Genomic DNA, 24,207 nt, shown 5'->3' on the forward strand with positions numbered 1-24,207 from the left:
TCCGGATTCAGCCAGATCTAAATACCAGCAGACCGCCGCAGCGCCCTGCCCTGAATTACTTCAGTTCGACTTCGGCGCCAGCTGCTTCCAGCTTGGCTTTGATTTCTTCGGCTTCGGCCTTCTCGACGCCTTCTTTGACAGCTTTGCCGCCAACTTCGACCAGGTCTTTTGCTTCTTTCAGGCCCAGACCAGTGATGGCGCGGACTTCTTTGATGACAGCAATTTTCTGACCGCCAGCGGCAACCAGAATAACGTCAAAGTCGGTTTTCTCTTCTGCAGCAGCGCCACCAGCGTCACCACCAGCGGCCATCATTACAGCGCCACCAGCAGCAGGCTCGATGCCATACTCGTCTTTCAGGATAGTTTTCAGTTCTTGTGCCTCGAGAAGGGTCAGACCCACAATCTCTTCAGCCATTTTTTTCAGATCAGCCATTTTACTGTTTCCGTTCGTTTAAGATGTGTTCCAACGTCATGGGATATCCATACGCCGGTCTTACTTTGTTGCTTAGGCAGCCTTGTCTTCGATTGTAGACAGGATACCGGCGATGTTGCTTGCAGGCGCGCCAATGGCACCGGCGATGTTGGAAGCAGGCGCCCCAATGCAACCCGCGATCGAGCTGATAAGCTCTTCGCGCGAAGGCATGGCAGCGACGGCCTTAACACCGGCGACGTCCAGAACGTTTTCACCCATAGCCCCGCCAAGGATTTCGAACTTGTCGTTCTCCTTGGAATAGGCTTGAGCAACCTTGGCCGCAGCCACAGGATCCTCGGAATAGGTTAGAACGGTCATACCCGTCAGAAGGTCGGCAATGCTTGCGCAGGGCTTTCCGTCAAGGGCGATTTTGGCAAGCCGGTTTTTGGCAACACGCACATGGCCACCAGCTTCGCGCATTTGCGCCCGCAAGGTTTCCATATCCGCAACTGTAAGACCCGCGTAGTGGGCAACCACTACAACGCCAGAGCTTTCAAAGATTTCGCCGAGTTCAGCGACTACGGCTTCTTTTTGTGCTCTATCCACAGTTTCACTCCAATTATGGAAGGGTTTCCCCTTCCGGCTCAGTTTGTGCCCCGTATCAGTGGGGCGTTTCGGGTCCAATTCAGGGTCCCGAGGCCAAAATCACCCGAGGAAACACTCCCCGTGAAATTCGTCTCGTTTCCCATCTCGGGAAGGACTTCCAGAAGCCGGATCAAATCCGGCTCATGCCCTCCGTCTCGGACAGAACAGAACCTTTCGGCCCTGCTATCTGGCAGCCGCGAACGCCTGCCAAATTTCGTAGGGCGGGGTTCACCCCGCCGTAAATCTTAGTTGCCGGCAGCGTTGTCGATGTTCACCGACACACCAGGGCCCATGGTCGAGCTCAACACGATTTTCTTCATGTATGAGCCCTTCACACCCGAGGGACGGGCCTTTTGAACGGCATCCACAAAGGCGCGAACGTTTTCAACCAGCTTGGCTTCGTCAAAGGACGCTTTGCCAACACCGGCGTGAACAACACCTTCTTTTTCCGCCTTGAACTGCACTTCACCGCCTTTGGCAGCTTTAACAGCAGCCTCGACATCCATGGTTACCGTGCCCACTTTGGGGTTCGGCATCAGGTTGCGCGGGCCAAGTACCTTACCCAGACGGCCAACGATCGGCATCATGTCGGGGGTTGCGATACAACGGTCGAATTCGATCTTGCCGCTTTGAACGATTTCCATCAGATCCTCGGCACCAACGATGTCCGCACCGGCCTTCTTGGCTTCTTCGGCTTTGGCGTCACGGGCGAATACAGCTACACGAACTGTTTTCCCTGTGCCGTTCGGCAGACCGATAACACCGCGAACCATCTGGTCGGCATGGCGCGGGTCAACACCCAGGTTCATTGCAATTTCAACCGTTTCGTCAAATTTTGCAGTTGCGTTGGCTTTCACCAGTGCAACAGCTTCTTCAACACTCAGGTTTTCTTTACCGGCGAATGCCTCACGGGCTGCCTTGATACGTTTTCCAAGTTTAGCCATGATTATTTCACCTCGATGCCCATGGACCGTGCCGAGCCCATGATGATTTTGATCGCAGCTTCGATATCGTTCGCGTTCAGGTCTTTCATTTTCGCTTCGGCAATTTCCTTCACCTGAGCGACCGAAACAGTTGCCACGGTTTCGCGGCCAGGCAGGCTTGCGCCGGACTTCAGTTTCGCAGCTTTACGCAGGAAATAAGACGCAGGCGGCGTCTTGATGTCCATGCTGAACGACTTGTCCTGATAATATGTGATCACGGTCGGACACGGTGCGCCCGGCTCCAGATCCTGCGTTTTGGCGTTGAACGCCTTACAGAATTCCATGATATTGATGCCGCGCTGACCAAGCGCCGGACCCACGGGGGGGGACGGGTTTGCTTGACCTGCAGGCACTTGCAGCTTCATTGTGCCAGCCAGTTTTTTAGCCATCAGGCTTCTCCTATTTCAACATTCCCACCGACGCGTCGGCAGGGGTTAGGGTTGCGTGGTCCGGTTTGATGGGCGCGCCCACCGTTCCTCCCACATGCTTCTTGCTAGGTCTCTTTTTTGACCTGCGTGAATTCCAGTTCAACCGGAGTTTCCCGGCCAAAGATCGATACAGTCACCTTCAGGCGCTGGTTGTCTTCGTCCACTTCTTCGACCATGCCGTCGAAACCTTCAAACGGGCCGTCTGCAACGGCAACTTTTTCGCCAATTTCGAAAAAGATCAGCGTGCGTGGTGATTCGGCCGTTTCCTCGACACGGTTCAACAGCGCGTTGACCTCGGCATCGCGCATCGGCATCGGTTTGCCTTGCGGACCCAGAAATCCGGTGACGCGGTTGATCGAGTTGATCAGGTGATAGCCCTGGTCCGACATTTCCATCCGCACCAGAATATAACCGGGCATAAAGCGGCGTTCGGTCGTAACCTTCTTGCCGCGTCGCACCTCGATCACCTCTTCGGTGGGCACCAGAACTTCTTCGATTTCATCTTCAAGGCCCGCTTCAATCGCAGCAGTTTTTACCTGCTCGGCAATCTTTTTCTCGTAATTCGAGAGAACGCTAACCGAATACCACCGCTTCGCCATCTTGCCTTAGCCCTTGTGCCAGCCGCACCGAAGCGCGGTAAATTCCAAATATTTCAGACGGTTAACCCGCCTACATCCAAAACAAAAAACAGCGCGCAACCCGAATCGCTGCACGCCTGTCATTGTGGTGCCGCCCGCTCTACAACTGAAACCCAACCTTTTCAAGTGCGTAGACGGCAGTTTTTATTAACCGAACATTCCCAGAACCGCGGTCAGGGCCGAACGGATCGAAAGATCAACGATCGAAAAGAATATAGCTGTCAGCGCCGCCATGATGAAAACCATGATGGTTGTCAGCATCACTTCGCGGCGGGTTGGCCATACAACTTTGGCAATCTCCGCGCGGACCTGCTGGAAAAACTGGATAGGACTGGGGATTTGTTTGGGTTTAGCCATCGAGCTGCCTGCCTTTGAATTGATCTGGTTGCAGATACGCGCAAACTGGGGGTTTTTCAAGGTGTGAATCTCGACAGGCTATATTCAGCCCTATTCTTGCCGATAAAGCCGCTATTCGCCTTGCCCAGCAATCACAACTTCAACCCTCGCAACCCCAAGCGCCTGCGCCAGATCAGCGGGCGGAGCCGTATCACAGACCAGACGGTTTATACTGTCTAGCGAACACACCCCGAAAGACGCCATCGCTCCAAATTTGCCGTGATCCGCAAGAACAGTCACCGAACCGGCCCGCGCGATCATCGTCTTGGCCACTTGCGATTCTTCCAGATTGTAATCGGCCACACCCGTATCAACACCCAGCGCCCCAACTGTCAAAACCGCGTGATGGGCATGAAATCCGTTAATCTGCTCAAGTGCCATTGTGCCGACTGTTTGCCGATTGTCCGCACTGAATTGCCCGCCCAGCAGGTAGGCCCCAGATTGCCCGCCCGCCGAAATCGCCGCCGCCACATCGGTGGAATTGGTGATGATATTCACCCCCTGCACCTGTGCCATCTGCTCCGCGAAATACTGGGTGGTTGATCCGGTATCGACTAACAGGGTTTCACCTGCATGAAACAGTGCGGCTGCCGTTTTGGCGATGCGCAACTTGGCGTCGACATTCTCGCTCATCCGCTGTTGTAGCGCCCCTTCCCCGAACAGGCGCGGCAACATCGCCCCGCCGTGGAACTTGCTGATTTTCCCTTGCCGCTCCAGATCAGTCAGATCGCGCCGGATGGTTTCGCGCGATGCCCCCAGAAGTTCAGCCAGATATTCCACCGTCGCCTTTTCACGGCTGCGGACTTCGGCAAGGATACGAGACTGGCGGTTCTGGACTTTCATGGTCATACTTTTATTTTGACTGTTAGGGCATTTATAATTACTGAATAGTCAAAATCAACTCTAACCACAAGAACCCGATTCCCTATGAACACACCCTCCTCCCCCTATGACGTCGCCATCATCGGTGCCGGTATCGTTGGCTGCGCCATGGCGCGGCGGTTCACGCTGGAAGGGGCGCGGGTGGTTCTGCTGGAAAAAACCACCGACATTCTGGATGGCGCCAGCAAAGCCAACAGCGCGATCCTGCACACGGGGTTTGACGCGCCGGTTGGTTCAATCGAGGTTGGCTGCGTGCAGGCCGGTCACGAGGAATACCGCCAGATTTACCGCGATTTTGGCCTGACGCTGGACGAATGTGGCGCGCATGTTGTTGCCTGGAGCGATGAAGAAGTGGCCAAGCTAGAGCAAATCCAGCAGCAGGCCGTTGATAACAACGTCATGGACACCCGCCTGATCACCGGCGACGAGTTGCGCACAGTCGAACCAAACCTGTCCGACCGCGCCCTTGCCGCCATTGCGGTCCCGAGCGAAAGCCTGATTGACCCATGGTCCTCGCCCTATGCCTATTTGCATCAGTCGTTGATGAATGGCGGCGAGGTGATGTTGTCTTGCGAAGTGACCGGAGGGCGGTTTGACGGTAACGGGTGGAAACTGGAAACCACGCAAGGGCTGGTGTGGGCAAACCATGTAGTCAATTGCGCCGGTCTATATGGTGATCTGGTCAACAGTTCCGTGTTCGGACAAGCGTCGTTCACCATCACCCCGCGCAAAGGCCAGTTTGTGGTTTACGACAAAGCGGCCAGCCGGTTGGCCCGTTCGGTTATCTTGCCGGTCCCCACCGCCCGCACCAAAGGCATCGTGCTGTTTCGCACCGTATTCGGCAATCTGGCCGTCGGCCCCACCGCCGAGGATCAGCAAAGCCGCACGGATTCCTCCATCGACACCGAAACCCTGCAAAGCCTGATGGCGGCGGGCGAGGCAATCATGCCCGCCCTGAAAGGAATGCCTGTAACGGCCACCTACGCGGGGCTGCGGCCCGCAACGGAATTCAAGGATTACCAGATCAGCGCCGATGCGGCGAACAACTGGATCACGGTGGGCGGCATTCGCTCGACCGGCCTTAGCGGGGCACTGGGCATCGCACAGTATACCTATGGCCTGTATCGCGACATGGGGGCCGACCATACAGCCCTGACCGATCCGGCAATCCCCACCGCCCGCGTGCTGACCGACGTTGCCAATCGCGACTGGAAGGAAAAGGATCACGGCGAAATTGTTTGCCATTGCGAACTGGTCACCCGCCGCGAGATCGAAGCGGCGCTAAGTGGGCCACTGGCCGCAAAATCACTGGCCGGGTTGAAACGGCAAACACGGGTAACGATGGGGCGTTGTCAGGGGTTCTTTTGCTCGGCCCGTCTGGCGGAACTGACCGAAGGGCATTTTGCGATCCCGATGGCCGAGGGGGTAGACAAATGATTGACCTGACCACCCCGATCGACGTTGCCATCATCGGCGGCGGCCCCTCTGGTCTGGCGGCGGCAACCACGCTGAAGGCCGCAGGCGTGACCCGCGTGGTTGTGCTGGAACGCGAATCCGATGCGGGCGGCATCCCGCGCCATTGCGGCCATCCGCCGTTTGGTGCGCGGGAATTCAAACGCGTCTACACCGGCCCGTCCTATGCCCGCAAACTGGTGCAAACCGCCCTTGCCGCCGGTGTGGAAATTAATTGTCTGACCACCGTGGTTCAGGCCCGTATCGGGGGCGAACTGCTGTTGGCAGTACCCGAGGGGCAGCAGGTTATTACAGCCCGCCGCGTGATCTATGCCACCGGCGTGCGCGAAACCCCGCGCTCGGCCCGATTGCTGGGCGGGATGCGGTTGCAAGGCGTGGTGAACACTGGCGCGTTGCAATCCATGGTGTTTCTGAAACACATGCGTCCGTTCAAACGCCCCGTGATCGTTGGCACCGAACTGGTCGCCATTTCAGCCGTTTCCACCTGCGCCCACGCCGGTATCCGGCCCGTGGCAATGGTGGAACCCGACCCGCGCCCGACCGTCCGCTGGCCCTTTACCTTGTACCCGCGCCTGAAAGGCGTGCCGCTGCATCTGAACACCCGCCCCGTGGCAATCCATGGCGATAAAACCGTATCCAGCCTTGAAGTACAGGATGCTGATGGCACCCGCAGACGTATAGGCTGTGACGGGGTGATCCTGTCTGGCATGTTCACACCGGAATCCACCCTTGGCCGCATGGGTCATCTGGAAGTTGACCCCGCAACCGGCGGTCCCGTGGTGGATCAGTTCGGGCGTTGCACAGACCCGGCCTATTTTGCAGCAGGCAACCTGCTGCGGCCTGTGGAAACGGCAGGCTGGAGCTGGAACGAAGGATGCCTGACCGGTGCGCGTGTGGCGGATGATCTGGCAGGGAAGCTGCCTGAAGGCATGGAAACGGTACCTGTTTGCGTCGAAGGGCCGGAGTTGAAATATGTCATGCCTCAACGTCTGAACCTTAAGACTTCCGGCGGTATGTATACCCTGCAATTACGCCTGAACGACATTGCCAAAGGGCATATAATCGCCACCAGCAATGGCAAGGTCGTCGGGAAATGGCCTGTAAACAGCCGCAAGGAACGCCGTATATTGTTGCCAATCAGCGAACTGGACCAAGCGGCCATTACCGGCCCCGTAACCCTGACATTTGCACTGGAATAATCCGCACAAATTCCATCCCCTAACAGAATAGTCCCACAACCGTGGGTTTTTCCGGTATACTTGCCCAAGGGAAACAATAATCCGAACAGGGAGAAAAACATGTGCGATATATGTGTAATGAACGCGGTGAAGGGTAAAATGCTGTCACGCCGCAGCTTTTTCAAAACAGCCGCAGGTGCGGGTGCGGCGGCAACCGTTGGCGCGTCCATGACGGGCACGGCAGCAATGGCGGCGGGGCATGAAACGGTTATGGATTTGACGCATACTTATGATGCCGAATTCCCGACCTATTTTGGCGCGCCCGGGATCAGCGAAGAACAAATGTTCAACTTTGCTGAACACGGGTTCAACCTGAAAGTGCTGACCGTAAATGAGCACACCGGCACACATATCGATGCCCCCTTGCACTTTTCTGCGGACGGGGCCTCGGTTGATGAAATTCCGGTCAACAATCTGGTTGCGCCGCTTTGTGTGATCGACATCGCCGCCCGTGCAGCGGATAACGCGGATGCGCAAGTCACGCCGGATGATATAAAAGCATGGATCGCGACAAACGGAGACATACCGGACAATGCCTGTGTGGCCATGCATTCGGGTTGGGCCGCACATGTCACCAGCGACAAATTCCGTGGCTTTGACGGCGAGGCACAGCATTTCCCCGGCTTCCACGTCGATGCCGTAAAGATGCTGATGGAAGAGACCGGTGCAATGTCGATCGGGGTGGATACTCTATCACTGGATTTCGGGAAATCCGCCGATTTTGCGACACATTATGCATGGTTGCCATCGGGGCGTTTCGGCATCGAAAACCTGCTGAATCTGGACAAAGTGCCCGCAGCAGGCGCAACCCTGATCGTTGGTGCACCAAAACACCGGGGCGGCACTGGCGGCCCCTCACGCATTTTTGCGATGGTATAGCTGTCTTGTTCCCTCCCCCGTGAACGGGGGAGGGTTGGGATATTATCCTTTGGCCCATTCCCAATACAGATCCCGCGCCAGTTTCGTCACCGGCCCGATTTCAAACTCTGTATCCTCGATTTTTACAATCGGTGTCACCTTGGAAATATTGCCGGTCAGGAACACCTCGTCCGCGCCCTCGAAATCCTCGAATTTCAGCGTGCATTCCTCGATCGTCTTGCCCGCATCGCGCAACAGCCCGATAATCCGCTGACGGGTGATACCGTTCAAAAACGTCCCGTTGGGAACCGGTGTTTTCACCACCCCGTCCTTGACCATGAAAATGTTTGCTGTGGCTGTTTCCGCAATATTGCCCAGCGCATCCTCGACAATCGCATTGTCATAGCCGCGCGCCTGTGCCTCGCGGATCATCCGGCCGTTATTCGGATACAGACAAGCCGCCTTGGCATTGACCGGTGCCATACTTTGCATCGGGCGGGTGAACTGGGTTTTGCACAGCGATTGTGCCGCATCGGCCGGTGCCATCGGGATTTGCTCAAGACACAGACAGAACACGGTCGACTCGGGATCGGGGATAACCACGCCTTTGCCGCCCTCTTTGGACCAGTACATCGGGCGGATGTAAACGGCGGCGTCATCATCGAACTTGTCCAGCCCTTCCAGCACCAGTTCTTGCATTTCAGCAACACTCAGGGTCGGCTTTAGCCCCATCACATAAGCGGAATCATTCACCCGCGCGCAATGCGGTTCCAGATCAGGCACCAACCCTTCAAACTTGCGTGCGCCGTCAAACACCAGCGACCCCAGCCATGTGCCGTGATCGGCGGAATTCATCACCGGCATATCGCCCTGATGCCATGCCCCGTTGAACCACGTCCAGATTACGCTTCCGACTGCCATATTCCTAATTCCTTATTTACGGGATCAAAACGGTTGATCCGGTTGTCTTTCGCCCCTCAAGCGCGATATGCGCCTCGGCTGCTTTGGCCAGAGGGTAACGCTGATTGACGTTGATCTTCAATGTGCCATTTTCGATCATCGAAAATAAATCCGCCGCAGCGCTTTCCAGATAGGCGCGATCCGCCGTGAAGTGGAACAACACGGGGCGGGTGACGGTATAAGAGCCAACCGCCAGATCGGACAGTTTGAAATCCAGATAGGGGCCGGATGACTGACCGAAATTCACCAGCGTGCCAAAGGTTTTCAGACAGCTCATGGACCCGGCAATCGTGTCATGCCCGATGCTGTCATAAACCGCATGCACGCCTTCGCCGCCGGTGATCTCTTTAACCCGCTCGACAAAATCCTCGGATTTATAATCAATCGTGTGGGTATAGCCATGCTGTGCCGCCAGCGCACATTTCTCCGGCCCACCAGCGGTGCCGATTGCTGCCACCCCCTTGGCCGCCAGCCATTGCCCCGCGATCAGGCCAACGCCGCCCGCCGCTGCGTGAAACAGAACCGTCTGGCCCTTTTCTACCTTGAAGGACCGGTGCAACAGGTAATGCGCCGTCAGCCCCTTTAGCATGGCGGCCGCTGCCACCTCGTCGCTTACCCCGTCGGGTAACCTGACCAGATGCCGCGCCTCGATCACCCGTTCGGACACATAGGCACCATTCGGAATGGTATAGGCCACGCGATCACCCACGGCGAAATCCGTCACCCCGTCGCCCAGTGCGGTAACAATTCCGGCGGCTTCGCTGCCCAGCACCAGATCCTTATCCACCGGCCACGGATACAGCCCGCTGCGAAAATAGGTGTCGATAAAATTCACGCCGATGGCGTTGTGTTTCACCAGCACCTCGCCCGCCTTGGGCGCGGGCGTTGGCAGGTCGATTTCATGCAGAACATCGGGACCGCCCGCTTTGGCGGCAGCAATGGCTATGGGCATCTTTTATTCCTCGCCAACGATAAACACAGGATCAACCGGCACCTGCATCGCATTTGACAGGTGGTTGGTTTTGGCAGCCAGCGACACGATCTTCAACACCTCGGCATGCTGGGCCGGTGTCATTCCCTTGGCCCGCGCGGCGGCAGAATGAGAATGGACGCAATATTCGCAATTGTTGATGATCGATACCGCCAGATACAGCAATTCCTTGGTCAGCGGGTCCAGATCGGACGGGGTAGCCATCACCGCCTTGACCTCTTCCCAAGTGCGCTCCAACAGATCCGCGTCAAACGCCAGGTAGCGCCAGATGTTGTTGATGAAATCCGAATTGCGTGTGGCGCGGATGTCGTCGAATACGGCTTTGACGCGCGGGTCTGATTCCGGATCTTTGGGGGGCTGGACGGCAGGCATGTCATGGTTCCTTGTCATATGTGTTCTAATGATAACTTGTCGGGTTTTGACCGAAAATTCAAGGTTTCTATCCGGATTGACAGGATCGCACCATTAAACCGGTTTAATCCCTGCGCCTGCCGCGCTACCCTTGGCGCAAACCCACAGGCGAAATGGATCCAACCCATGCCCCACATCATCGTTATCGGCGCCGGTCAGGCCGGGGCCTCGCTTACTGCCAAACTGCGCACCCTTGGTTATGAGGGCGACATCACCCTGATCGGTCAGGAACCCGTGCCCCCCTATCAACGCCCACCACTGTCCAAGGCCTATCTGCTGGGCGATATGGAGCGCGAGCGGCTGTATCTGCGGCCCGAACAATTCTATGCCGACCAGAATATCACCCTGCGGCTGGGGGAAACCGTGACCGCGATTGATGCGGACGCGCAAACCGTGACTGTGGGCGGAGACGTATTGGCCTATGACGAGTTGGCCATCACCACCGGTTCCACCCCGATCCACCTGCCCAATGCCATCGGCGGCAATCTAGGCGGGGTGCATGTAGTGCGCACGCTGGCCGATATTGATACGCTGGAGCCGGAATTCGCCAAGGGCCGCAAGGTTCTGATCGTTGGCGGTGGCTATATCGGGCTTGAGGCCGCAGCGGTGGCCGCAAAACTGGGGCTGGATGTGACACTGGTGGAAATGGCCGACCGGATTTTGCAGCGGGTGGCCGCACCCGAAACCTCGGACTATTTCCGCGATCTGCACACGGCCCACGGGGTAAAGATCATCGAAGGGGTCGGGCTGGACCATCTGTCGGGCGATACCCGTGTGACAAGTGCCACCCTGACCAACGGCGATGCCTTGCCGGTTGATTTCGTGATCACCGGCATCGGTATACGCCCCGCCACCGCGCTGGCCGAAGCGGCGGGAATAACGCTGGACAACGGGATAAAAACCGATGCACAGGGACGCACTTCGGCCCCGCATATCTGGGCAGCCGGCGATTGCGCATCCTTTCCGTACAAAGATACCCGCATCCGGCTGGAAAGCGTACCAAATGCGATTGATCAGGCCGAAGTGGTGGCCGAAAACATGCTGGGCGCGGGCAAGGATTACATCGCAACCCCGTGGTTCTGGTCGGACCAGTTCGACGTGAAACTGCAAATCGCGGGGCTGAACACCGGCTATGACAAGGTGGTCACGCGGGCAGGGGACAAGGAAGGCACACAGTCGCACTGGTATTACGCTGGCAACACGTTGCTGGCCGTGGATGCGATGAACGACGCGCGGGCCTATATGATCGGCAAGCGGCTGATCGAAGGCGGTAAATCCCCCGCGCCCGATGTTGTCGCCAACCCCGAAACCGAACTGAAATCCCTGCTGAAGGCATGAGGATCATTGCCGGACAGCATCGCGGACTAACGCTTGCCTCGGTCGGCAAGGGGGATACGGCGGCGCATTTACGCCCCACCTCGGATCGGGTGCGCGAAAGCCTGTTCTCGGTGCTGCTGGGCGGGGCCTATGGCGATCCGGTGCGTGGCGCAACTGTGCTGGACCTGTTCGCAGGCACCGGCGCGCTGGGGCTTGAGGCCCTATCACGCGGGGCGGCGCATTGCACCTTTGTCGATGACGGGCGCAAGGCCCAAAGCCTGCTGCGTGAAAACATCAACCTGACCCGCCGGATGGACGACACAACTATCCTGAAAACCAGCGCCACCCGCCTGCCCGCCAAGAAAAGCCCCGCTTGCACACTGGTCTTTATGGACCCGCCTTATGGCAAAGGGCTGGGCGAACAGGCCCTGCTGTCGGCGCGTGATAACGGATGGCTGGCCGATGGCGCACTGATCGTCTGGGAGGAAAACAGCGCACAGTTTCCACCGGACGGGTTTGAATTGCACGACCAGCGGCGGTACGGGGATACATGGGTAACGATTGTGGAATTGGTATGACGGATGTAATCGAAATCAAACGTGACTGGGGCAAGATCAAGCGCCCGCAAATTGCCCGGTTTTTGACCAGACGGTACTATAGGCTATGGCCAAGCCTAGCTATCTGGGGTGTGGCTTTGGCGGTGCTAATGGGCGGAATGCAGATTGTGGATCACCTGCTGCCCAACCGCTATCAGCAACACAACTGGCTTGCCGCAATAGCCCCAATGTATTTTGCGTTTCTCGCTATGACCATTCTGAACGGTATCTGGAAAAAACGTCTGTTTCATGAAATTACACAAGCCCCTTTACGCCGCAAAAACCGCGCTGTGTTTCTGTCTAAATACGGTGTGTCCGACTTTGGCCCGCCACAAGAAAACAACCTGATCTGGGATTACATCACCGAGGTCGTCCCCTACAAAAACCTTGTGCTTTTGCTGCTGTCCCCCGTCGAGTACATACCGCTTCAAATGGACGGACTGCCCGATGGGATGACCCGTGAATCACTGCTTGAACAGATTGAGAAATGGCGGAACACCTCAACTCTAAATGAGCGCAGTTAATACAACCGACGCTTTACCGGCAATTTACGACACATCATTCCATGGCAATCACGCTTATTGCAAGGATTGCGGCGTTAAACCCTTTACATACACGCGCCCCGCAAGGTTTACTGTGCCCGAACAATGAATTTTCACCTAGGGAGAGACTAAATGAAGAAACTACTACTTGCCTCGGCGATGATGGCAGCCAGCATGACAGCAAGCAGTGCGTTTGCTGAATGTGGCAGCATCAAAATGGCCGAATTTAACTGGGCCTCTGGCGAATTGATGGCCAATGTCGACAAAATTATCCTTGAAGAAGGCTACGGCTGCGAAATCGAACTGGTTGTCGGTGGCACATCGGCAATTTTCACATCCATGAACGAAAAAGGCGAACCGCAAATCGCGGGCGAGCAATGGGTTAATGCCCTGCGTGACGTTCTTGACCCTGCCTTGGAAGAAGGCCGCATTCACGCCGTGAACAAAGGCCCGATCACTGGCCTGGGCGAAGGCTGGTGGATCCCGCCATATACCGCTGAAGCGCATCCTGAATTCAAAACAGCACTGGATATCATCGAGCACCCGGAATTGTTTCCGGATTCCGAAGACCCAAGCAAAGGCGCATTTGTCGGCTGTCCTGCCGGCTGGGGCTGTCAAGCTGTGAATGCCAACCTGTTCAAAGCGTTTGACATGGAAGCCAAAGGCTGGAAGCTGATTGATCCGGGTTCGGCTGCGGGTCTGGACGGCTCTATCGCCAAAGCAAACGAACGTGGCGAAAACTGGTTCGGCTACTACTGGTCACCTACCGCCATTATCGGCAAATACAACCTGCATTCGGTGCCATTCGGTGTGCCCTTTGTCGGCAAAGAGGAATGGACCAACTGTATCGCAAAAGAAGATTGCCCCAATCCTCCGAAATCCGCCTGGATCAAATCCGAGGTCTTTACACTTGTGACTGACGATTTTTACAAAGGCAACGCGGATATCAATGCATATCTGGAAGCCCGCGTATTCCCCGGTGACGTCATGGGCGCAATGCTAGTATACATGGCTGACGAACAGGCCGACGGCGGAGATGCCGCGATCGAGTTCCTGACAAAATATCAGGACGTCTGGACCAAGTGGGTTTCACCAGAAGCCGCTGAAAAAATCAAAAGCTCACTTTAAGAGCTGATTAAGAACAAGGCTGAGCCGCTCAATCTGGGCGGTTCAGTTTTTTGGAAGACAAAAATAGGGGATGGGGAATGTCACTTAAGGACATGCTACCCGACTATCTGGCCGAATTTCCCAAAATGGGACGCGCCGATCTACGGGATTTGAAAAAGGGGATTGATGAATCATTTCGAGTTTTCACCCGCGAAAACGGCGAAGCGATCGAGAATTTTTTCTATCCGCTAAAGATGTTTATGGTGTGGTTCGAGAAATTGTTGCTGGGAACACCCTGGCCTCTGATGATCGCGGTATTGTGCCTGCTGGTCTGGTTCGGCGCCCGTAGCATTACAATGGTAATCGGAACAGCCGTCGCATTATTGCTGATCGGGTATCTTGGTATGTGGGACGATACCATGCGCACGCTGGCACTGGTTTCGGTTTCTACATTCGTCTGCATCGCTATCGGTATACCGGTTGGAATTCTAATGTCGAAATCCGACCGCATTCAGGCTGTGATTGTGCCCATTCTGGATATCATGCAAACCATTCCGGCCTTTGTGTATCTTATCCCCGTGCTAATGCTTCTGGGGATCGGCAAGGTGCCGGGTCTGATTGCCGTTTGCATCTATGCCATTCCGCCGGTTGTTCGGCTAACCAATCTGGGAATTCGGCTTGTGGACAAAGATGTGCTTGAAGCAGCAGATGCCTTTGGGGCCTCACCAAGGCAAAAGATGATGAAAGTGCAACTGCCGCTGGCGTTGCCCAATCTGTTTGCCGGTGTGAACCAGACAATTATGATGGCCTTGGCGATGGTTGTTGTAGCGTCACTGATCGGGGCGCACGGGCTTGGCTCGAATGTGTTGAAGGCAGTGAACAACCAATATCTGACCCTTGGAATGATGAATGGCCTTGCCATTGTTGCAATTGCAATTGTGTTTGACCGCGTCAGCCAGAAATTCGGCAAACGCCTGCAAAAACATTCGGAGACGATCCATGGCTGATAACAGTATCGAGGTTAAAGGCCTTTACAAAATCTTCGGGCCGCATGGCGAGAAGTATATCCAGATGGTCAAGGACGGCATGTCCAAGGATGAACTGAACGCCAAATACGGGCATGTTTTGGGCCTGAAGAACATCAATATCAAAATGCCATCGGCCAAAATACAGGTGATCATGGGGCTGTCGGGGTCAGGAAAATCAACGATGATCCGCCATATTAACCGCCTGATCGAACCCACTGTCGGCGAGGTGATCTATCAGGGGCAGGACATTTGTAAAATGTCCAATTCCGACCTTCTGGCATTCCGCCGCCATAAAACAGCGATGGTATTTCAGAAATTCGCCCTGCTGCCGCACCGCACAGTGATTGACAATACCCTTTTCGGGATCGAGCTACAGGGCGTTGACCGCGGCGAAGCCGAAGAACGTGCGCGTCACTGGCTTAGCCGTGTGGGACTTGACGGGTTCGAGGACAACTATCCCAATCAGTTGTCCGGCGGCATGCAACAGCGTGTGGGCCTTGCCCGCGCCCTGACCAATGATGCCGACATCCTGCTGATGGACGAAGCATTTTCAGCGCTGGACCCGCTGATCCGCATGGATATGCAAACCATCCTGCTGGAACTACAGGACGAATTGCACAAGACCATCGTCTTTATCACTCACGATCTGGATGAAGCCCTGCGTCTTGGTGATCGCATCGCCATCCTGCGTGACGGCGAGGTGATCCAGCAAGGCACGGGACAGGACATTGTGTTGAAACCGGCAGATGCCTATATCGCGGATTTTGTAAAAGAAGTGAACCGAGGGCGGGTGATCAAGGTGGATACGATCATGTCCCCCAAAGCATCATCGTCAGCATTGCAGATACCGACCGGTAGCAGCCTCGAGTTCGCAGCACAAAAACTGACGTACTCAAATGAAAACGCGGCTGCGATTACCAATACATCAGGAGCAGCAATCGGCGAGATCACCATGAAGGCTGTTATTGACGCAATGGTAACACCGGCAACCCACTAACAAATTGCCCATCATGTCTGCGGATGTGGTGGGCGATTTTCCTTGGTATTCACCTGCGCTCTTGGGCAACAGCGGCACAAGGGTGCCGTCTGCGGCGGCGATGCGCGGGGTGATGATATATATGGGTTTTCTCGGGCACCCCCACACGGCACTTGATAAAAGAACGCCGAACGAGGCGTACTTTGATAGCAATGAATTGAAGAAAACGGCATGAAAACCAAACTGGATACTCCATAACTCGGCCGCAACCCTGTTCGTGAAGAGCTATGCCCAAAAGTTGGTGACGCAGTAATCAGGCGGCATGTTTTTCCTGCTTGATCCCGTCCTTAAATTCAACCCCTTCGATGATTTCCGGCAATCGGAATGCGCCGTCGAGTTTACGCCATTTCTTCTTTGCCGACATCATCAGGCGGAAGGTCATTGCCAAGGCGGTCTTGCGCCCGAGGCAGCCTTTGGTCTTCTTCGTTCGGTGCCGCACGGTGGCAAATATGCTTTCGATGGGGTTGGATGTGCGGATGTGTTTCCAGTGCTCGGCAGGGAAGTCGTAGAAGGTCAGCAGCACGTCCCGGTCCTTGGTCAGCTTCCCCACGGCACGCTCGTATTTCACGCCATAGGCTTCGATGAAGAAATTGAACGCGGCCTCGGCGTCCCGTTTGTTCTCGGCCATCCAGATGTCCTGTAGATGGCCCTTGGCTTTGGCTTGCAGCGACTTCGGCATGGCATTCAGGACGTTGCCGGTTTTATGCACCCAGCAGCGCTGCTCCCGGGTCTCACCGAACACCTCCCGCAAGGCGTTCCAGAAGCCGAGCGCGCCATCACCAACGGCCAGATCAGGGGCTTTTCTGAGGCCACGACGTTGCAAGTCCAGCAGCAGTTCACGCCAGCTCTGGCTGCTTTCTCGATACCCGTCCACGAGGCCCAGAACATCCTTGTTACCCCACTCGTCCGCGCCGATGATCACCAGCATGCATTGCTTGTCAGCATCCGTGCGCGGCTTGAAATAAACCCCGTCGGCCCAGAAATACACATAGCGTTTGGCCGACAGGTCACGCCGGTTCCAACGCTCGTATTCTGCCCACCACTCCGCCTTCAGGCGCGAAATCGTGCTCGATGTCAAACCACCCGCATCAGGCCCCAGAAGGGCCGCCAGTGCTTCGCCGAAATCACCCGTGGAAATACCTTTGAGATAGAGCCAGGGCAACAACTCCTCGACCGACTTTGCCCGGCGCAGATACGGCGGCAGAAGCGTCGAGGTGAACCTGATCTTCTCCGCCCCCGTGCCACGATCACGCACCCGAGGCACATTCACCGGGACAGGGCCGATCCCCGTCATCACCTCGCGCTCCGGCAGGTATCCGTGGCGAACAAGGCGCTGGCGACCGGCCGAATCCCTCAAATGCGCGTGTTGCGCCATCAGATCACAAACCTCGGCCTCGACCGCCTGTGCCAACAGATCCCGCGCGCCTTTGCGCAAGATATCCGTCAGCGGATCAGGTGAAATTCCGGCTGGATCGGTAAACTCCAAAATAGTATCGTCTTCCATGTGGCATATCCTTTTCTCTCTGAGAATCGCGGCGCGTCAACACCGCCATGATATGCCACCCAATCACCCCATCACCAACTTTCGGGCATTACTCGTTCGTGAAGGCGGGCCACTTCAATGAATTATCTAAGTTTTCCCATTCAGAAAGGTAAAACTCACCATCAATCCACCGAGTTTCTCTGATTTATCCAAAACCAATTCCTGCCCGTATGATTGCAAAAGGTCTGAAGCAATAGATAGCCCTAATCCATGACCCGGTTTGCCAACGTCCAATCGCTCGCCCGCCATTATAACTGTCTTCGCACTTTCTTTTGGAATACCTGGCCCGTCGTCTTCAATCATCACAATATTATTGTTGTCATTCTGAACAGCGGAAATTGATACGCTTTCATCGCACCACTTGAGGGCATTCTCAAACAGATTGCCAATAATCTCTTCAAAATCTTGCTGTTCCGCAAGAATGATGAGGTCCTCGGCAACATCTATTGGGAACCTCTGTAAATTCCCGTTTTCGCCTTCTTCGCGGCGGGGTGGACGGTTTTTCGCCTGTCCCGCCTGATTGCTTCGGATCATAAACCCATTTTCACCGGTTTCAAGCCGGTTTTGGGTATTTCAGGCACACCTCACCCCATGAACCCTTATCCCGGCGCCGCCAGGCCGCATTCGAACTGGACGAAGCGCTTCATGTTGTAGACCAGGTTCATCATCCCGATGCGAAATCGCGCCCGCTTCAGGCCGATGGAGCGGATCAGCTTGCCGCCCATGGAGCGCTCCTGAAAAGCGAATACATGCTCGACCCGGACCCGCACTTTCGAGCGCCTCCGGTTGGCCTTTTGCTGGCGCTCGCCAAGCGGCTTGCCGCGCCTGCCCTTGTGATGGATATGGCTGTGAAGCCCCCGCTCTTCCAGCTCGCTTTCGATCTTTTGCGAGCGATAGGCGCTGTCGGCCCACAGGTCCGATGAGGTGTTGCTCGCATCAATCAGACCGGCAAGCGCCTGGCTGTCATGCACGGCGGCATCGGTGACATCATAAGCGCGGATGAATTTGTGCCGCCGGTCGACATTGATGTGGTTCTTGTAGCCGTAATAGCTCTTGCCGTGCTTCTTCGTCCAGCGCGCATCCACGTCCTTCTGGCGCTTCTTGTGGGGTTTTTCCTCCCACTCTTCAGGCGTTTCGCCCGCCTTGATTTTCTCGTTCTCGTCCCTTTTGTTGTGCTGGCGCGGCGCCGGAACGATGCTCGCATCAACAATCTGCCCGCCCATCGCCAGATAGCCCTTTTCGCGCAGAAAGGCATCGAACTTGTCAAACAGCTCCTTCATCTTCCCGGCCCCGGCCAGCCTTTCACGGTAGGCCCAGATGGTCTTGGCGTCAGGTACGCTGTCTTCAATGCCAAGGCCGAGAAACCGCATGAACGACAGGCGGTCGCGGATCTGATACTCGATCTGATCGTCAGAGAGGTTGTAGAGCTGCTGCAAAACCATCGTCTTGAATATCAGCACCTCATCCCAAGGCGGGCGGCCAGCGTTGGATTTGCGCTGTTCGGGCGGCGTGCGCCATATGGCCTTCAGCTCGTCCCGGTAATCCTCGAACGGCACCATGTCGTTGAGCAACACCAGCGGATCACCAGATTTGTCCAGTCCCGCGTATCGGCTGGAAAGATCAAAAAATCCCATCTGACCCATGACAAAACCCCGTCGGTCGAATCATTTTCATCCTGATGACGATTCTACCCCGTCAGGCCGGATTTTGGGGGATTTTTAGAGGTTCCCTATTGAAACCCTTATATTTTCGTTTCCGGGAACATTCATTAGAAACCGTGTAATTCTATCCACTGATTTCCGTAAAGATATCGGAAAGAGGTGGTCCCACTTTTTTGACCAGTCAGCAGCCAGTTTAAGATGGATCAGGGTTTCATTTAGGCTGCCAAACTCATTGGTTTTGTTTTTCTGTCATAGGCTTCATCCGGGGTCAATATTCCGTGGGTGGAATGCGGGCGCTCGGTGTTGTAGTAAGCCAACCATTTCCCGATCCCGGCGCGGGTCTGCGAACCCGTTTCAAATGCGTTGAGGTAAATGCATTCGTATTTCAAGGATCGCCAAAGCCGCTCGATCATCCGGTTATCGACCCAGCGACCTTTGCCATCCATCGAGATTTTCACGTCGGCTTCTTTCAGCGCCTGCGTCCATTCAAACCCGGTGAACTGGCTGCCCTGGTCGCTGTTCATGATATCGGGCTTGCCGTATTTGGCCATAGCCTCTTTCAGGGCTTCAACGCAAAAATCTGCCTCCATGCTGTTTGACAATCTCCAGCTCAAAACCTTGCGGCTGTGCCAGTCCATGATCGCGACCAAATAGAGGAACCCGCGCTGCATCGGAATGTAGGTGATATCTACGCACCACACATGGTTTGGACGATCAATCGTCAGGTCTCGCAGCAGATACGGGTAGATCTTATGCTGCGGATGTTTCTTGCTCGTGTTGGGCGTCTGGTAGATCGGAACCAACCGCATCAGCCGCATCAAACGGCGGACCCTGTGGCGACCACACTTGTAACCTTGGCGCTGCATGTGCCGGGCCATTTGCCGTGATCCATACCACGGCGTCTGCAAGAATTGCTTGTCGATTATTGTCATGAACCGCAAATTTTCAGCACTTTCGCCTTTTGGCTGGTAATACAGGTTCGAGCGCGCCAGAGAAAGTAGCCCGCATTGTCGTCGCACACTCAGATCATGCTCACGGCTCACCATTTTTTGCCTCGCTTCCCGAGCAACTGTTGCGAGGCGTTGGCTAAAAAATCCCGTTCCACGACCAGCTGACCAATCTTGGAGTGCAGCTTCTCAATCTGGGCTTCATCAACCCGATCAGGATCACGGCCCCGTCTGGAAAATGCCGTGGCCATGTTTTCAATCGCTGCTCGTTTCCATGTGCCAATCTGGGTTGGATGCACACCATACTTCTTCGACAGCTCCGCCATCGTCATTTCCTCGCGGATTGCTTCAAGCGCAACGCGGGCTTTGAATTCGGGAGAATGGTTCTTTCGTTTCGTCATTTTGAATCGTCTTTCTCATAAGTCGATCCACCTTAACAACTGGTCCGAATTTCCGCGACCACCTCTGAACTGGTATCTTTGCTTTGCTATTATCTGCGCGTAGTTGTGCCAACGGTAGTGTCGCGAGTTTAGTGGAAATTCGAGGACGGCGTAATCTCCGGGTGCATCGAAGCCACCCAACCGGCGGCTGGAACCGCCAAGGAGATCACGCCATGACAAAGAATACAGCAACATCGACATCCGCGCTACTGGCCAATGAAGCAGGCTATGACCCGATTGAAGACCGGCTGCGCCAGAACATCCGCGCGACGATCGAGGCGGTTTTCGAAGAGGAGCTGGAGCAGTTTCTGGGCCGTTGCCGGTATGGCCGCAGCGGCGGGGCAAAGGCCGGATACCGCCACGGGCATCGCGAGCGGCAACTGGTCGGAACATTTGGAACCGAAACGGTGCGCGTGCCGCGTGCGCGGATCACAGGCGAGGCCGGCAAGGCCAGAGAATGGCGCTCGAAGGCATTGCCCCGCTACCAGCGGCTGACGAAGAAGGCCGAGGCGCTGATCGCTGCTGTCTACCTTTCGGGCACCAACACACGGCGGGTAAAACGCGCCCTGTTCGGCCTGTTTCAGGGGGCGGTCAGCAAGGATGTGGTGAGCCGCGCCTGGCGCAAGGTGAAGGTGGACTGGCAGGCGTGGTGCGCCCGCAGCCTTGCGGATGAAGACATCGTGCGGCTGATCCTGGACGGCACCGTGATCAAAACGCGGATTGACAGGAAGGCCACCAATATCTCGGTTCTGGCCGCGATTGGCGTGCGCCGGGATGGGCAGAAGGTCTTGTTATCACTGATGAATGTGAATCGGCGTGCAAAACTGACCCACTTGGGTGGGTTATGAGCGAGTAAAATTGACCCACCTGTTTCGTTAACATCCGCGCAAAATTGTGCGGAGGAAAGAGCAGGTGATATTGATGGAAAGCGTATCGAAGATCCGGCGCTGGGTGCTGGTTGAAGGGCGCAGCATCCGGTCTGTGGCGCGGGCGACGGGACTGTCGCGGAACACGATCAAGAAGTATTTGAAGGACGAGAATCCGCCGAGCTACCAGCGCCATGCGCCGCCAGTTCGGCACAAACTGTGCAATGGGTTTGATCTTCGGCTGCAGGAACTGTTTGATCAGGACTCGAGGCGACCACGCCGGGAGCGGCGGACGGCCCAGAAGCTATACGAGCAGCTTGTGGCAGAGGGCTATACCGGGTCCTATTCGCCGGTTCAGCGTTTTGTTCGTGAGTTGAAGCGCGCCGGGGCCTGTTCGGGAGATGCGTTTATCCCGCTGCATTTTGCGGCGGGTGACGCGCTGCAATTTGACTGGAGCGAAGAACGGGTCGTACTGGGTGGTGTCGAGCAGAAGGTGAAGGTCGCTCATTTCCGCCTGTGTCACAGCCGCAAGCCTTTCGTGATTGCCTATCCCGGTGAAGCCCAGGAGATGGTGCTGGATGCTTTCGTGCAGGCGCTGTCCTTTTACGGAGGCGTTCCGCGCAGGGTGATCATCGACAACCCCAAGACCATGGTGACCTACGTTTCGCGCTCGAAGGAGCGGATATTCCATCCCCGGTTCCTGGCCTTGATGAACCACTATGTGATGGAGCCGGTGGCCTGCACGCCCGCTGCGGGCTGGGAGAAGGGACAGGTCGAGAACCAGGTCCAGTTCTTGCGGGGCCGGTTGTTCGTTCCCGAACCGGCCTTTGATGATCTCGAGGCGCTGAACGCGTGGCTGCGTCTGCGTTGCGAAGATCTGGCAGAGCGTCCCCATCCCGAGCAGCAGGATCGCACGATTACCGAAGTGTTCGAAGACGAGCGCGCCGAACTGCGCCCCCTGGGTCGGGCCTTCGACGGCTACGTGGAAAAGACCGTCCGTGTCCGCTCCACCTGCCTGGTTCAATATGCCAGCAATCGCTACAGCGTGCCCTCCCGCTTTGCCGGGCATCATGTGTCGCTACGCGCCTATGCCGGCCGGATCGTGGTGGTCTCCGGTCAGGATGTGATTGCCGAGCACAGGCGTCATTTTACCCGCAATATCAGCTATTTCGAGCCCTGGCATTACGTTCCCCTGCTGGACCGCAAGCCTGGTGCCCTGCGCAATGGCGCCCCCTTTGTGGGCTGGGAACTGCCCGAGGCCATGCATCGGATCAGGGAACATTACATGGCTGGTAAAGGCGGGGATCGGGAGTTCGTCGACCTGCTCCTGCTGGCACAGGATCACGGGATCGAGGTGGTCGAGACGGCCTGCAATCTGGCGGTGGCACAAAACACCCTGCGGCTGCCCGCCATCATCAATCTGATCAACCAGTTGGTGGAACCGGTCATCACACCGCTCAGCGATGCCTGCGCTTATCCGCAGCTGACCTTGCGGCCCGAAGCCGATTGCAAACGCTATGAGACCCTGTGCTCGGCTGAGGAGGTTGCCGTATGAATGCCTTGATCGACCAACTGACAGCCCTCAGGTTGCATGGAATGGCAGCTTGCGCCCATGATCTGCTGTCCGCGCGCAAGCCGCCAAGTCTGACCACAGCGATAAGGCAACTGATCGACGCCGAGACTGTAGAGCGCCGGGTGCGCTCCATCCAGTATCAAATGAGGGTTGCGAAGTTCCCCCATCACAAGGACTTCGCAACCTTCGATTACAGCGCCGCCGCCCTCACCCAGGCCCAGATCGAACCATTCTGCACCGGCCAGTTCACAGAGGAGGCCCATAACCTCATCCTGGTGGGCGGAACCGGCACGGGCAAAACCCACATCGCCATCGCGCTGGGAACGACGCTGATCAACAACGGCAAGAAGGCGCGCTTCTTCAACGCCGTCGATCTGATCAACGCCCTGATCAAGGAACAGGCCGACGGCAATGCAGGGAAGATCATCCGGCAGCTCTCGGCTTTGGACTGCGTCATCATCGACGAGCTGGGCTACATCCCGTTTCCCAAATCCGGTGGCGCGTTGCTCTTCCATCTGATCAGCAAGCTCTACGAGAAGACCAGCATCATCATCACAACCAACCTTGAGTTCGGTGAATGGGTCTCGGTCTTCGGGGATGCCAAGATGACAACCGCCCTTCTGGATCGCGTCACTCATCACTGCAACATCATCGAAACCGGCAATACCTCATACCGGTTCGCCCAGAGTAAACGCCGTAGAAAAAACTAGCCGTTCCGCAAGCAAAGCCCCCAGACGGACTCGCTACATGAAGGCGGCCCGACTGGGGGCTTTGCGCCACAAAGGGGGGGGCAAATTTAAATGCCGAAACCGGGTCAGTTTTAAATGCTCATTGACAGATGAACATGGGCGGCGAAAGCACCTCCGCCTGGCGTCAGTTCATCAACGATCTGGATGCGCGCGGGTTGAAACGGCCCGAATTTGTCATCGTGGACGGGGCAAATCGCCACCCGCCGCAAGGCATTTCTGCGAAAATGGCGGCTGAAATGCAAGGCCGTCGCTGACAGCTTGGAAGAAGCAGGAGATAAGCTTTTCACCTTCACGCGTCTGCCACAAGGCCAGTGGAAATCGGCCAGAACGACAAATGCGATCGAACGCCTGAACGAGGAATTCCGCCGCCGCATCAAGACCCAGACCGTGCTGCCATGCGCCGAGACCGTGCCGATGCTGCTTTGGGCTCTGATGGCCTCGGGGCAGATCGTCATGCGAAAGGTCGATGGCTGGGAAACGCTCGCTC

26 protein-coding genes and 2 pseudogenes are annotated in these 24,207 nt (G+C 56.2%); 14 read left to right on the plus strand and 14 right to left on the minus strand.

Annotation, left to right across the window (positions count from 1 at the left end; genetic code table 11):
• Positions 1-55 precede the first annotated feature (55 nt).
• The 7 genes from rplL to ACQY4M_RS20695 all read right to left on the minus strand — a co-directional run bounded on the left by rplL (position 56) and on the right by ACQY4M_RS20695 (position 4,345).
• Positions 56-433 carry a 50S ribosomal protein L7/L12 gene (gene rplL / locus ACQY4M_RS20665; RefSeq protein ID WP_428548144.1) on the minus strand — a complete coding sequence of 126 codons (378 nt, stop codon included), beginning with the start codon at positions 431-433 and terminating at the stop codon, positions 56-58.
• 72 nt (positions 434-505) lie between these two features.
• Positions 506-1,018 (minus strand): 50S ribosomal protein L10, encoded by a 513-nt coding sequence (gene rplJ, locus ACQY4M_RS20670; protein WP_428548147.1) that lies wholly within the window; start codon positions 1,016-1,018, stop codon positions 506-508.
• A 284-nt stretch (positions 1,019-1,302) separates the two neighbouring features.
• Entirely contained in the window at positions 1,303-2,001 is a 699-nt protein-coding gene (gene rplA, locus ACQY4M_RS20675) for a 50S ribosomal protein L1 (protein ID WP_428548150.1), read from the minus strand.
• Between the two features lie 2 nt (positions 2,002-2,003).
• The gene (rplK, locus tag ACQY4M_RS20680; RefSeq protein ID WP_118941201.1) at positions 2,004-2,429 is read right to left on the minus strand and encodes a 50S ribosomal protein L11; all 426 of its coding nucleotides are present in this window, start codon (positions 2,427-2,429) and stop codon (positions 2,004-2,006) included.
• A gap of 104 nt (positions 2,430-2,533) precedes the next feature.
• Positions 2,534-3,067: a transcription termination/antitermination protein NusG gene (gene nusG / locus ACQY4M_RS20685; protein WP_428548154.1), complete on the minus strand. Its 534-nt coding sequence runs from the start codon at positions 3,065-3,067 to the stop codon at positions 2,534-2,536.
• 186 nt (positions 3,068-3,253) lie between these two features.
• Positions 3,254-3,463 (minus strand): preprotein translocase subunit SecE, encoded by a 210-nt coding sequence (gene secE, locus ACQY4M_RS20690; protein ID WP_428548157.1) that lies wholly within the window; start codon positions 3,461-3,463, stop codon positions 3,254-3,256.
• A gap of 111 nt (positions 3,464-3,574) precedes the next feature.
• Positions 3,575-4,345: a DeoR/GlpR family DNA-binding transcription regulator gene (locus tag ACQY4M_RS20695; protein ID WP_428548160.1), complete on the minus strand. Its 771-nt coding sequence runs from the start codon at positions 4,343-4,345 to the stop codon at positions 3,575-3,577.
• An 84-nt stretch (positions 4,346-4,429) separates the two neighbouring features.
• Here ACQY4M_RS20695 and ACQY4M_RS20700 point away from each other — a divergent pair, with 84 nt between their 5' ends.
• The 3 genes from ACQY4M_RS20700 to ACQY4M_RS20710 all read left to right on the plus strand — a co-directional run bounded on the left by ACQY4M_RS20700 (position 4,430) and on the right by ACQY4M_RS20710 (position 7,974).
• Positions 4,430-5,821: an NAD(P)/FAD-dependent oxidoreductase gene (locus ACQY4M_RS20700; RefSeq protein ID WP_428548163.1), complete on the plus strand. Its 1,392-nt coding sequence runs from the start codon at positions 4,430-4,432 to the stop codon at positions 5,819-5,821.
• Positions 5,818-7,056 (plus strand): NAD(P)/FAD-dependent oxidoreductase, encoded by a 1,239-nt coding sequence (locus ACQY4M_RS20705; RefSeq protein WP_428548166.1) that lies wholly within the window; start codon positions 5,818-5,820, stop codon positions 7,054-7,056. The genes ACQY4M_RS20700 and ACQY4M_RS20705 overlap by 4 nt, the downstream gene beginning before the upstream one ends.
• Positions 7,057-7,155: 99 nt before the next feature.
• Positions 7,156-7,974 carry a cyclase family protein gene (locus ACQY4M_RS20710; protein ID WP_428548169.1) on the plus strand — a complete coding sequence of 273 codons (819 nt, stop codon included), beginning with the start codon at positions 7,156-7,158 and terminating at the stop codon, positions 7,972-7,974.
• 42 nt (positions 7,975-8,016) lie between these two features.
• On the opposite strand, the gene ACQY4M_RS20715 is transcribed toward ACQY4M_RS20710, so the two are convergent.
• The 3 genes from ACQY4M_RS20715 to ACQY4M_RS20725 are packed head-to-tail and all read right to left on the minus strand — an operon-like array spanning position 8,017 to position 10,276.
• Positions 8,017-8,874 carry a branched-chain amino acid aminotransferase gene (locus tag ACQY4M_RS20715; protein ID WP_428548172.1) on the minus strand — a complete coding sequence of 286 codons (858 nt, stop codon included), beginning with the start codon at positions 8,872-8,874 and terminating at the stop codon, positions 8,017-8,019.
• Between the two features lie 16 nt (positions 8,875-8,890).
• Positions 8,891-9,865: a quinone oxidoreductase family protein gene (locus ACQY4M_RS20720; RefSeq protein WP_428548175.1), complete on the minus strand. Its 975-nt coding sequence runs from the start codon at positions 9,863-9,865 to the stop codon at positions 8,891-8,893.
• Positions 9,866-9,868: 3 nt separating this feature from the next.
• Positions 9,869-10,276 (minus strand): carboxymuconolactone decarboxylase family protein, encoded by a 408-nt coding sequence (locus ACQY4M_RS20725; protein WP_428548178.1) that lies wholly within the window; start codon positions 10,274-10,276, stop codon positions 9,869-9,871.
• A 165-nt stretch (positions 10,277-10,441) separates the two neighbouring features.
• Here ACQY4M_RS20725 and ACQY4M_RS20730 point away from each other — a divergent pair, with 165 nt between their 5' ends.
• From ACQY4M_RS20730 to ACQY4M_RS20760, 7 genes are all read left to right on the plus strand, one after another.
• A complete protein-coding gene (locus tag ACQY4M_RS20730; protein ID WP_428548181.1) occupies positions 10,442-11,653 on the plus strand; it encodes an NAD(P)/FAD-dependent oxidoreductase in 1,212 nt (403 codons plus the stop codon).
• A complete protein-coding gene (gene rsmD, locus ACQY4M_RS20735) occupies positions 11,650-12,210 on the plus strand; it encodes a 16S rRNA (guanine(966)-N(2))-methyltransferase RsmD (RefSeq protein WP_428548184.1) in 561 nt (186 codons plus the stop codon). Before ACQY4M_RS20730 ends, rsmD begins: the two co-directional genes overlap by 4 nt.
• Positions 12,183-12,752, plus strand: coding sequence for a hypothetical protein (locus ACQY4M_RS20740; RefSeq protein ID WP_428548187.1), 570 nt, complete (start codon positions 12,183-12,185; stop codon positions 12,750-12,752). Before rsmD ends, ACQY4M_RS20740 begins: the two co-directional genes overlap by 28 nt.
• 150 nt (positions 12,753-12,902) lie before the next feature.
• Entirely contained in the window at positions 12,903-13,898 is a 996-nt protein-coding gene (locus ACQY4M_RS20745) for a glycine betaine ABC transporter substrate-binding protein (RefSeq protein ID WP_428548190.1), read from the plus strand.
• A 77-nt stretch (positions 13,899-13,975) separates the two neighbouring features.
• A complete protein-coding gene (locus ACQY4M_RS20750) occupies positions 13,976-14,884 on the plus strand; it encodes an ABC transporter permease (RefSeq protein ID WP_428548193.1) in 909 nt (302 codons plus the stop codon).
• Positions 14,877-15,902 (plus strand): quaternary amine ABC transporter ATP-binding protein, encoded by a 1,026-nt coding sequence (locus ACQY4M_RS20755; protein ID WP_428548196.1) that lies wholly within the window; start codon positions 14,877-14,879, stop codon positions 15,900-15,902. Before ACQY4M_RS20750 ends, ACQY4M_RS20755 begins: the two co-directional genes overlap by 8 nt.
• Before the next feature lie 13 nt (positions 15,903-15,915).
• Positions 15,916-16,116 (plus strand): hypothetical protein, encoded by a 201-nt coding sequence (locus ACQY4M_RS20760; protein WP_428548199.1) that lies wholly within the window; start codon positions 15,916-15,918, stop codon positions 16,114-16,116.
• 78 nt (positions 16,117-16,194) lie between these two features.
• Here ACQY4M_RS20760 and ACQY4M_RS20765 read toward each other — a convergent pair whose 3' ends face one another.
• The 4 genes from ACQY4M_RS20765 to ACQY4M_RS20780 all read right to left on the minus strand — a co-directional run bounded on the left by ACQY4M_RS20765 (position 16,195) and on the right by ACQY4M_RS20780 (position 20,493).
• Positions 16,195-17,445, minus strand: a complete 1,251-nt coding sequence (locus ACQY4M_RS20765; protein ID WP_428539230.1) for an IS256 family transposase — start codon at positions 17,443-17,445, stop codon at positions 16,195-16,197.
• A 126-nt stretch (positions 17,446-17,571) separates the two neighbouring features.
• Positions 17,572-18,018: an ATP-binding protein gene (locus ACQY4M_RS20770; protein WP_428548202.1), complete on the minus strand. Its 447-nt coding sequence runs from the start codon at positions 18,016-18,018 to the stop codon at positions 17,572-17,574.
• A gap of 65 nt (positions 18,019-18,083) precedes the next feature.
• A complete protein-coding gene (locus ACQY4M_RS20775) occupies positions 18,084-19,127 on the minus strand; it encodes an IS5 family transposase (protein ID WP_428539227.1) in 1,044 nt (347 codons plus the stop codon).
• Between the two features lie 233 nt (positions 19,128-19,360).
• Positions 19,361-20,493 (minus strand): IS3 family transposase gene (locus ACQY4M_RS20780; RefSeq protein ID WP_428539245.1). Its coding sequence is split into 2 segments (ribosomal slippage): positions 19,361-20,241 and positions 20,241-20,493, totalling 1,134 coding nucleotides; the frame shifts between segments, so codons are not numbered across the junction.
• Between the two features lie 212 nt (positions 20,494-20,705).
• Between ACQY4M_RS20780 and ACQY4M_RS20785 the strand changes: the two are divergent.
• The 4 genes and pseudogenes from ACQY4M_RS20785 to ACQY4M_RS20800 form a co-directional block, all read left to right on the plus strand.
• A pseudogene (locus ACQY4M_RS20785) lies at positions 20,706-21,341 on the plus strand (transposase); the annotation flags it as partial.
• A 112-nt stretch (positions 21,342-21,453) separates the two neighbouring features.
• Positions 21,454-22,953, plus strand: coding sequence for an IS21 family transposase (gene istA, locus ACQY4M_RS20790; RefSeq protein WP_428539289.1), 1,500 nt, complete (start codon positions 21,454-21,456; stop codon positions 22,951-22,953).
• Positions 22,950-23,681, plus strand: a complete 732-nt coding sequence (gene istB / locus ACQY4M_RS20795; protein ID WP_428539322.1) for an IS21-like element helper ATPase IstB — start codon at positions 22,950-22,952, stop codon at positions 23,679-23,681. The genes istA and istB overlap by 4 nt, the downstream gene beginning before the upstream one ends.
• A gap of 131 nt (positions 23,682-23,812) precedes the next feature.
• Positions 23,813-24,207 (plus strand): annotated as a pseudogene (locus ACQY4M_RS20800) (transposase); the annotation flags it as partial.

Source organism: Profundibacter sp., assembly GCF_965277155.1.
Taxonomy (GTDB): Bacteria; Pseudomonadota; Alphaproteobacteria; order Rhodobacterales; family Rhodobacteraceae; genus Profundibacter.

Coding starts and splice junctions, on each gene's coding strand:
- rplL (WP_428548144.1), bottom strand. CDS start 433: ATGGCTGATCTGAAAAAAATGGCTGAAGAGATTGTGGGTCTGACCCTT.
- rplA (WP_428548150.1), bottom strand. CDS start 2,001: ATGGCTAAACTTGGAAAACGTATCAAGGCAGCCCGTGAGGCATTCGCC.
- rplK (WP_118941201.1), bottom strand. CDS start 2,429: ATGGCTAAAAAACTGGCTGGCACAATGAAGCTGCAAGTGCCTGCAGGT.
- nusG (WP_428548154.1), bottom strand. CDS start 3,067: ATGGCGAAGCGGTGGTATTCGGTTAGCGTTCTCTCGAATTACGAGAAA.
- secE (WP_428548157.1), bottom strand. CDS start 3,463: ATGGCTAAACCCAAACAAATCCCCAGTCCTATCCAGTTTTTCCAGCAG.
- ACQY4M_RS20695 (WP_428548160.1), bottom strand. CDS start 4,345: ATGAAAGTCCAGAACCGCCAGTCTCGTATCCTTGCCGAAGTCCGCAGC.
- ACQY4M_RS20700 (WP_428548163.1), top strand. CDS start 4,430: ATGAACACACCCTCCTCCCCCTATGACGTCGCCATCATCGGTGCCGGT.
- ACQY4M_RS20705 (WP_428548166.1), top strand. CDS start 5,818: ATGATTGACCTGACCACCCCGATCGACGTTGCCATCATCGGCGGCGGC.
- ACQY4M_RS20710 (WP_428548169.1), top strand. CDS start 7,156: ATGTGCGATATATGTGTAATGAACGCGGTGAAGGGTAAAATGCTGTCA.
- ACQY4M_RS20715 (WP_428548172.1), bottom strand. CDS start 8,874: ATGGCAGTCGGAAGCGTAATCTGGACGTGGTTCAACGGGGCATGGCAT.
- ACQY4M_RS20720 (WP_428548175.1), bottom strand. CDS start 9,865: ATGCCCATAGCCATTGCTGCCGCCAAAGCGGGCGGTCCCGATGTTCTG.
- ACQY4M_RS20725 (WP_428548178.1), bottom strand. CDS start 10,276: ATGCCTGCCGTCCAGCCCCCCAAAGATCCGGAATCAGACCCGCGCGTC.
- ACQY4M_RS20730 (WP_428548181.1), top strand. CDS start 10,442: ATGCCCCACATCATCGTTATCGGCGCCGGTCAGGCCGGGGCCTCGCTT.
- rsmD (WP_428548184.1), top strand. CDS start 11,650: ATGAGGATCATTGCCGGACAGCATCGCGGACTAACGCTTGCCTCGGTC.
- ACQY4M_RS20740 (WP_428548187.1), top strand. CDS start 12,183: ATGGGTAACGATTGTGGAATTGGTATGACGGATGTAATCGAAATCAAA.
- ACQY4M_RS20745 (WP_428548190.1), top strand. CDS start 12,903: ATGAAGAAACTACTACTTGCCTCGGCGATGATGGCAGCCAGCATGACA.
- ACQY4M_RS20750 (WP_428548193.1), top strand. CDS start 13,976: ATGTCACTTAAGGACATGCTACCCGACTATCTGGCCGAATTTCCCAAA.
- ACQY4M_RS20755 (WP_428548196.1), top strand. CDS start 14,877: ATGGCTGATAACAGTATCGAGGTTAAAGGCCTTTACAAAATCTTCGGG.
- ACQY4M_RS20760 (WP_428548199.1), top strand. CDS start 15,916: ATGTCTGCGGATGTGGTGGGCGATTTTCCTTGGTATTCACCTGCGCTC.
- ACQY4M_RS20765 (WP_428539230.1), bottom strand. CDS start 17,445: ATGGAAGACGATACTATTTTGGAGTTTACCGATCCAGCCGGAATTTCA.
- ACQY4M_RS20770 (WP_428548202.1), bottom strand. CDS start 18,018: ATGATCCGAAGCAATCAGGCGGGACAGGCGAAAAACCGTCCACCCCGC.
- ACQY4M_RS20775 (WP_428539227.1), bottom strand. CDS start 19,127: ATGGGTCAGATGGGATTTTTTGATCTTTCCAGCCGATACGCGGGACTG.
- istA (WP_428539289.1), top strand. CDS start 21,454: ATGGAAAGCGTATCGAAGATCCGGCGCTGGGTGCTGGTTGAAGGGCGC.
- istB (WP_428539322.1), top strand. CDS start 22,950: ATGAATGCCTTGATCGACCAACTGACAGCCCTCAGGTTGCATGGAATG.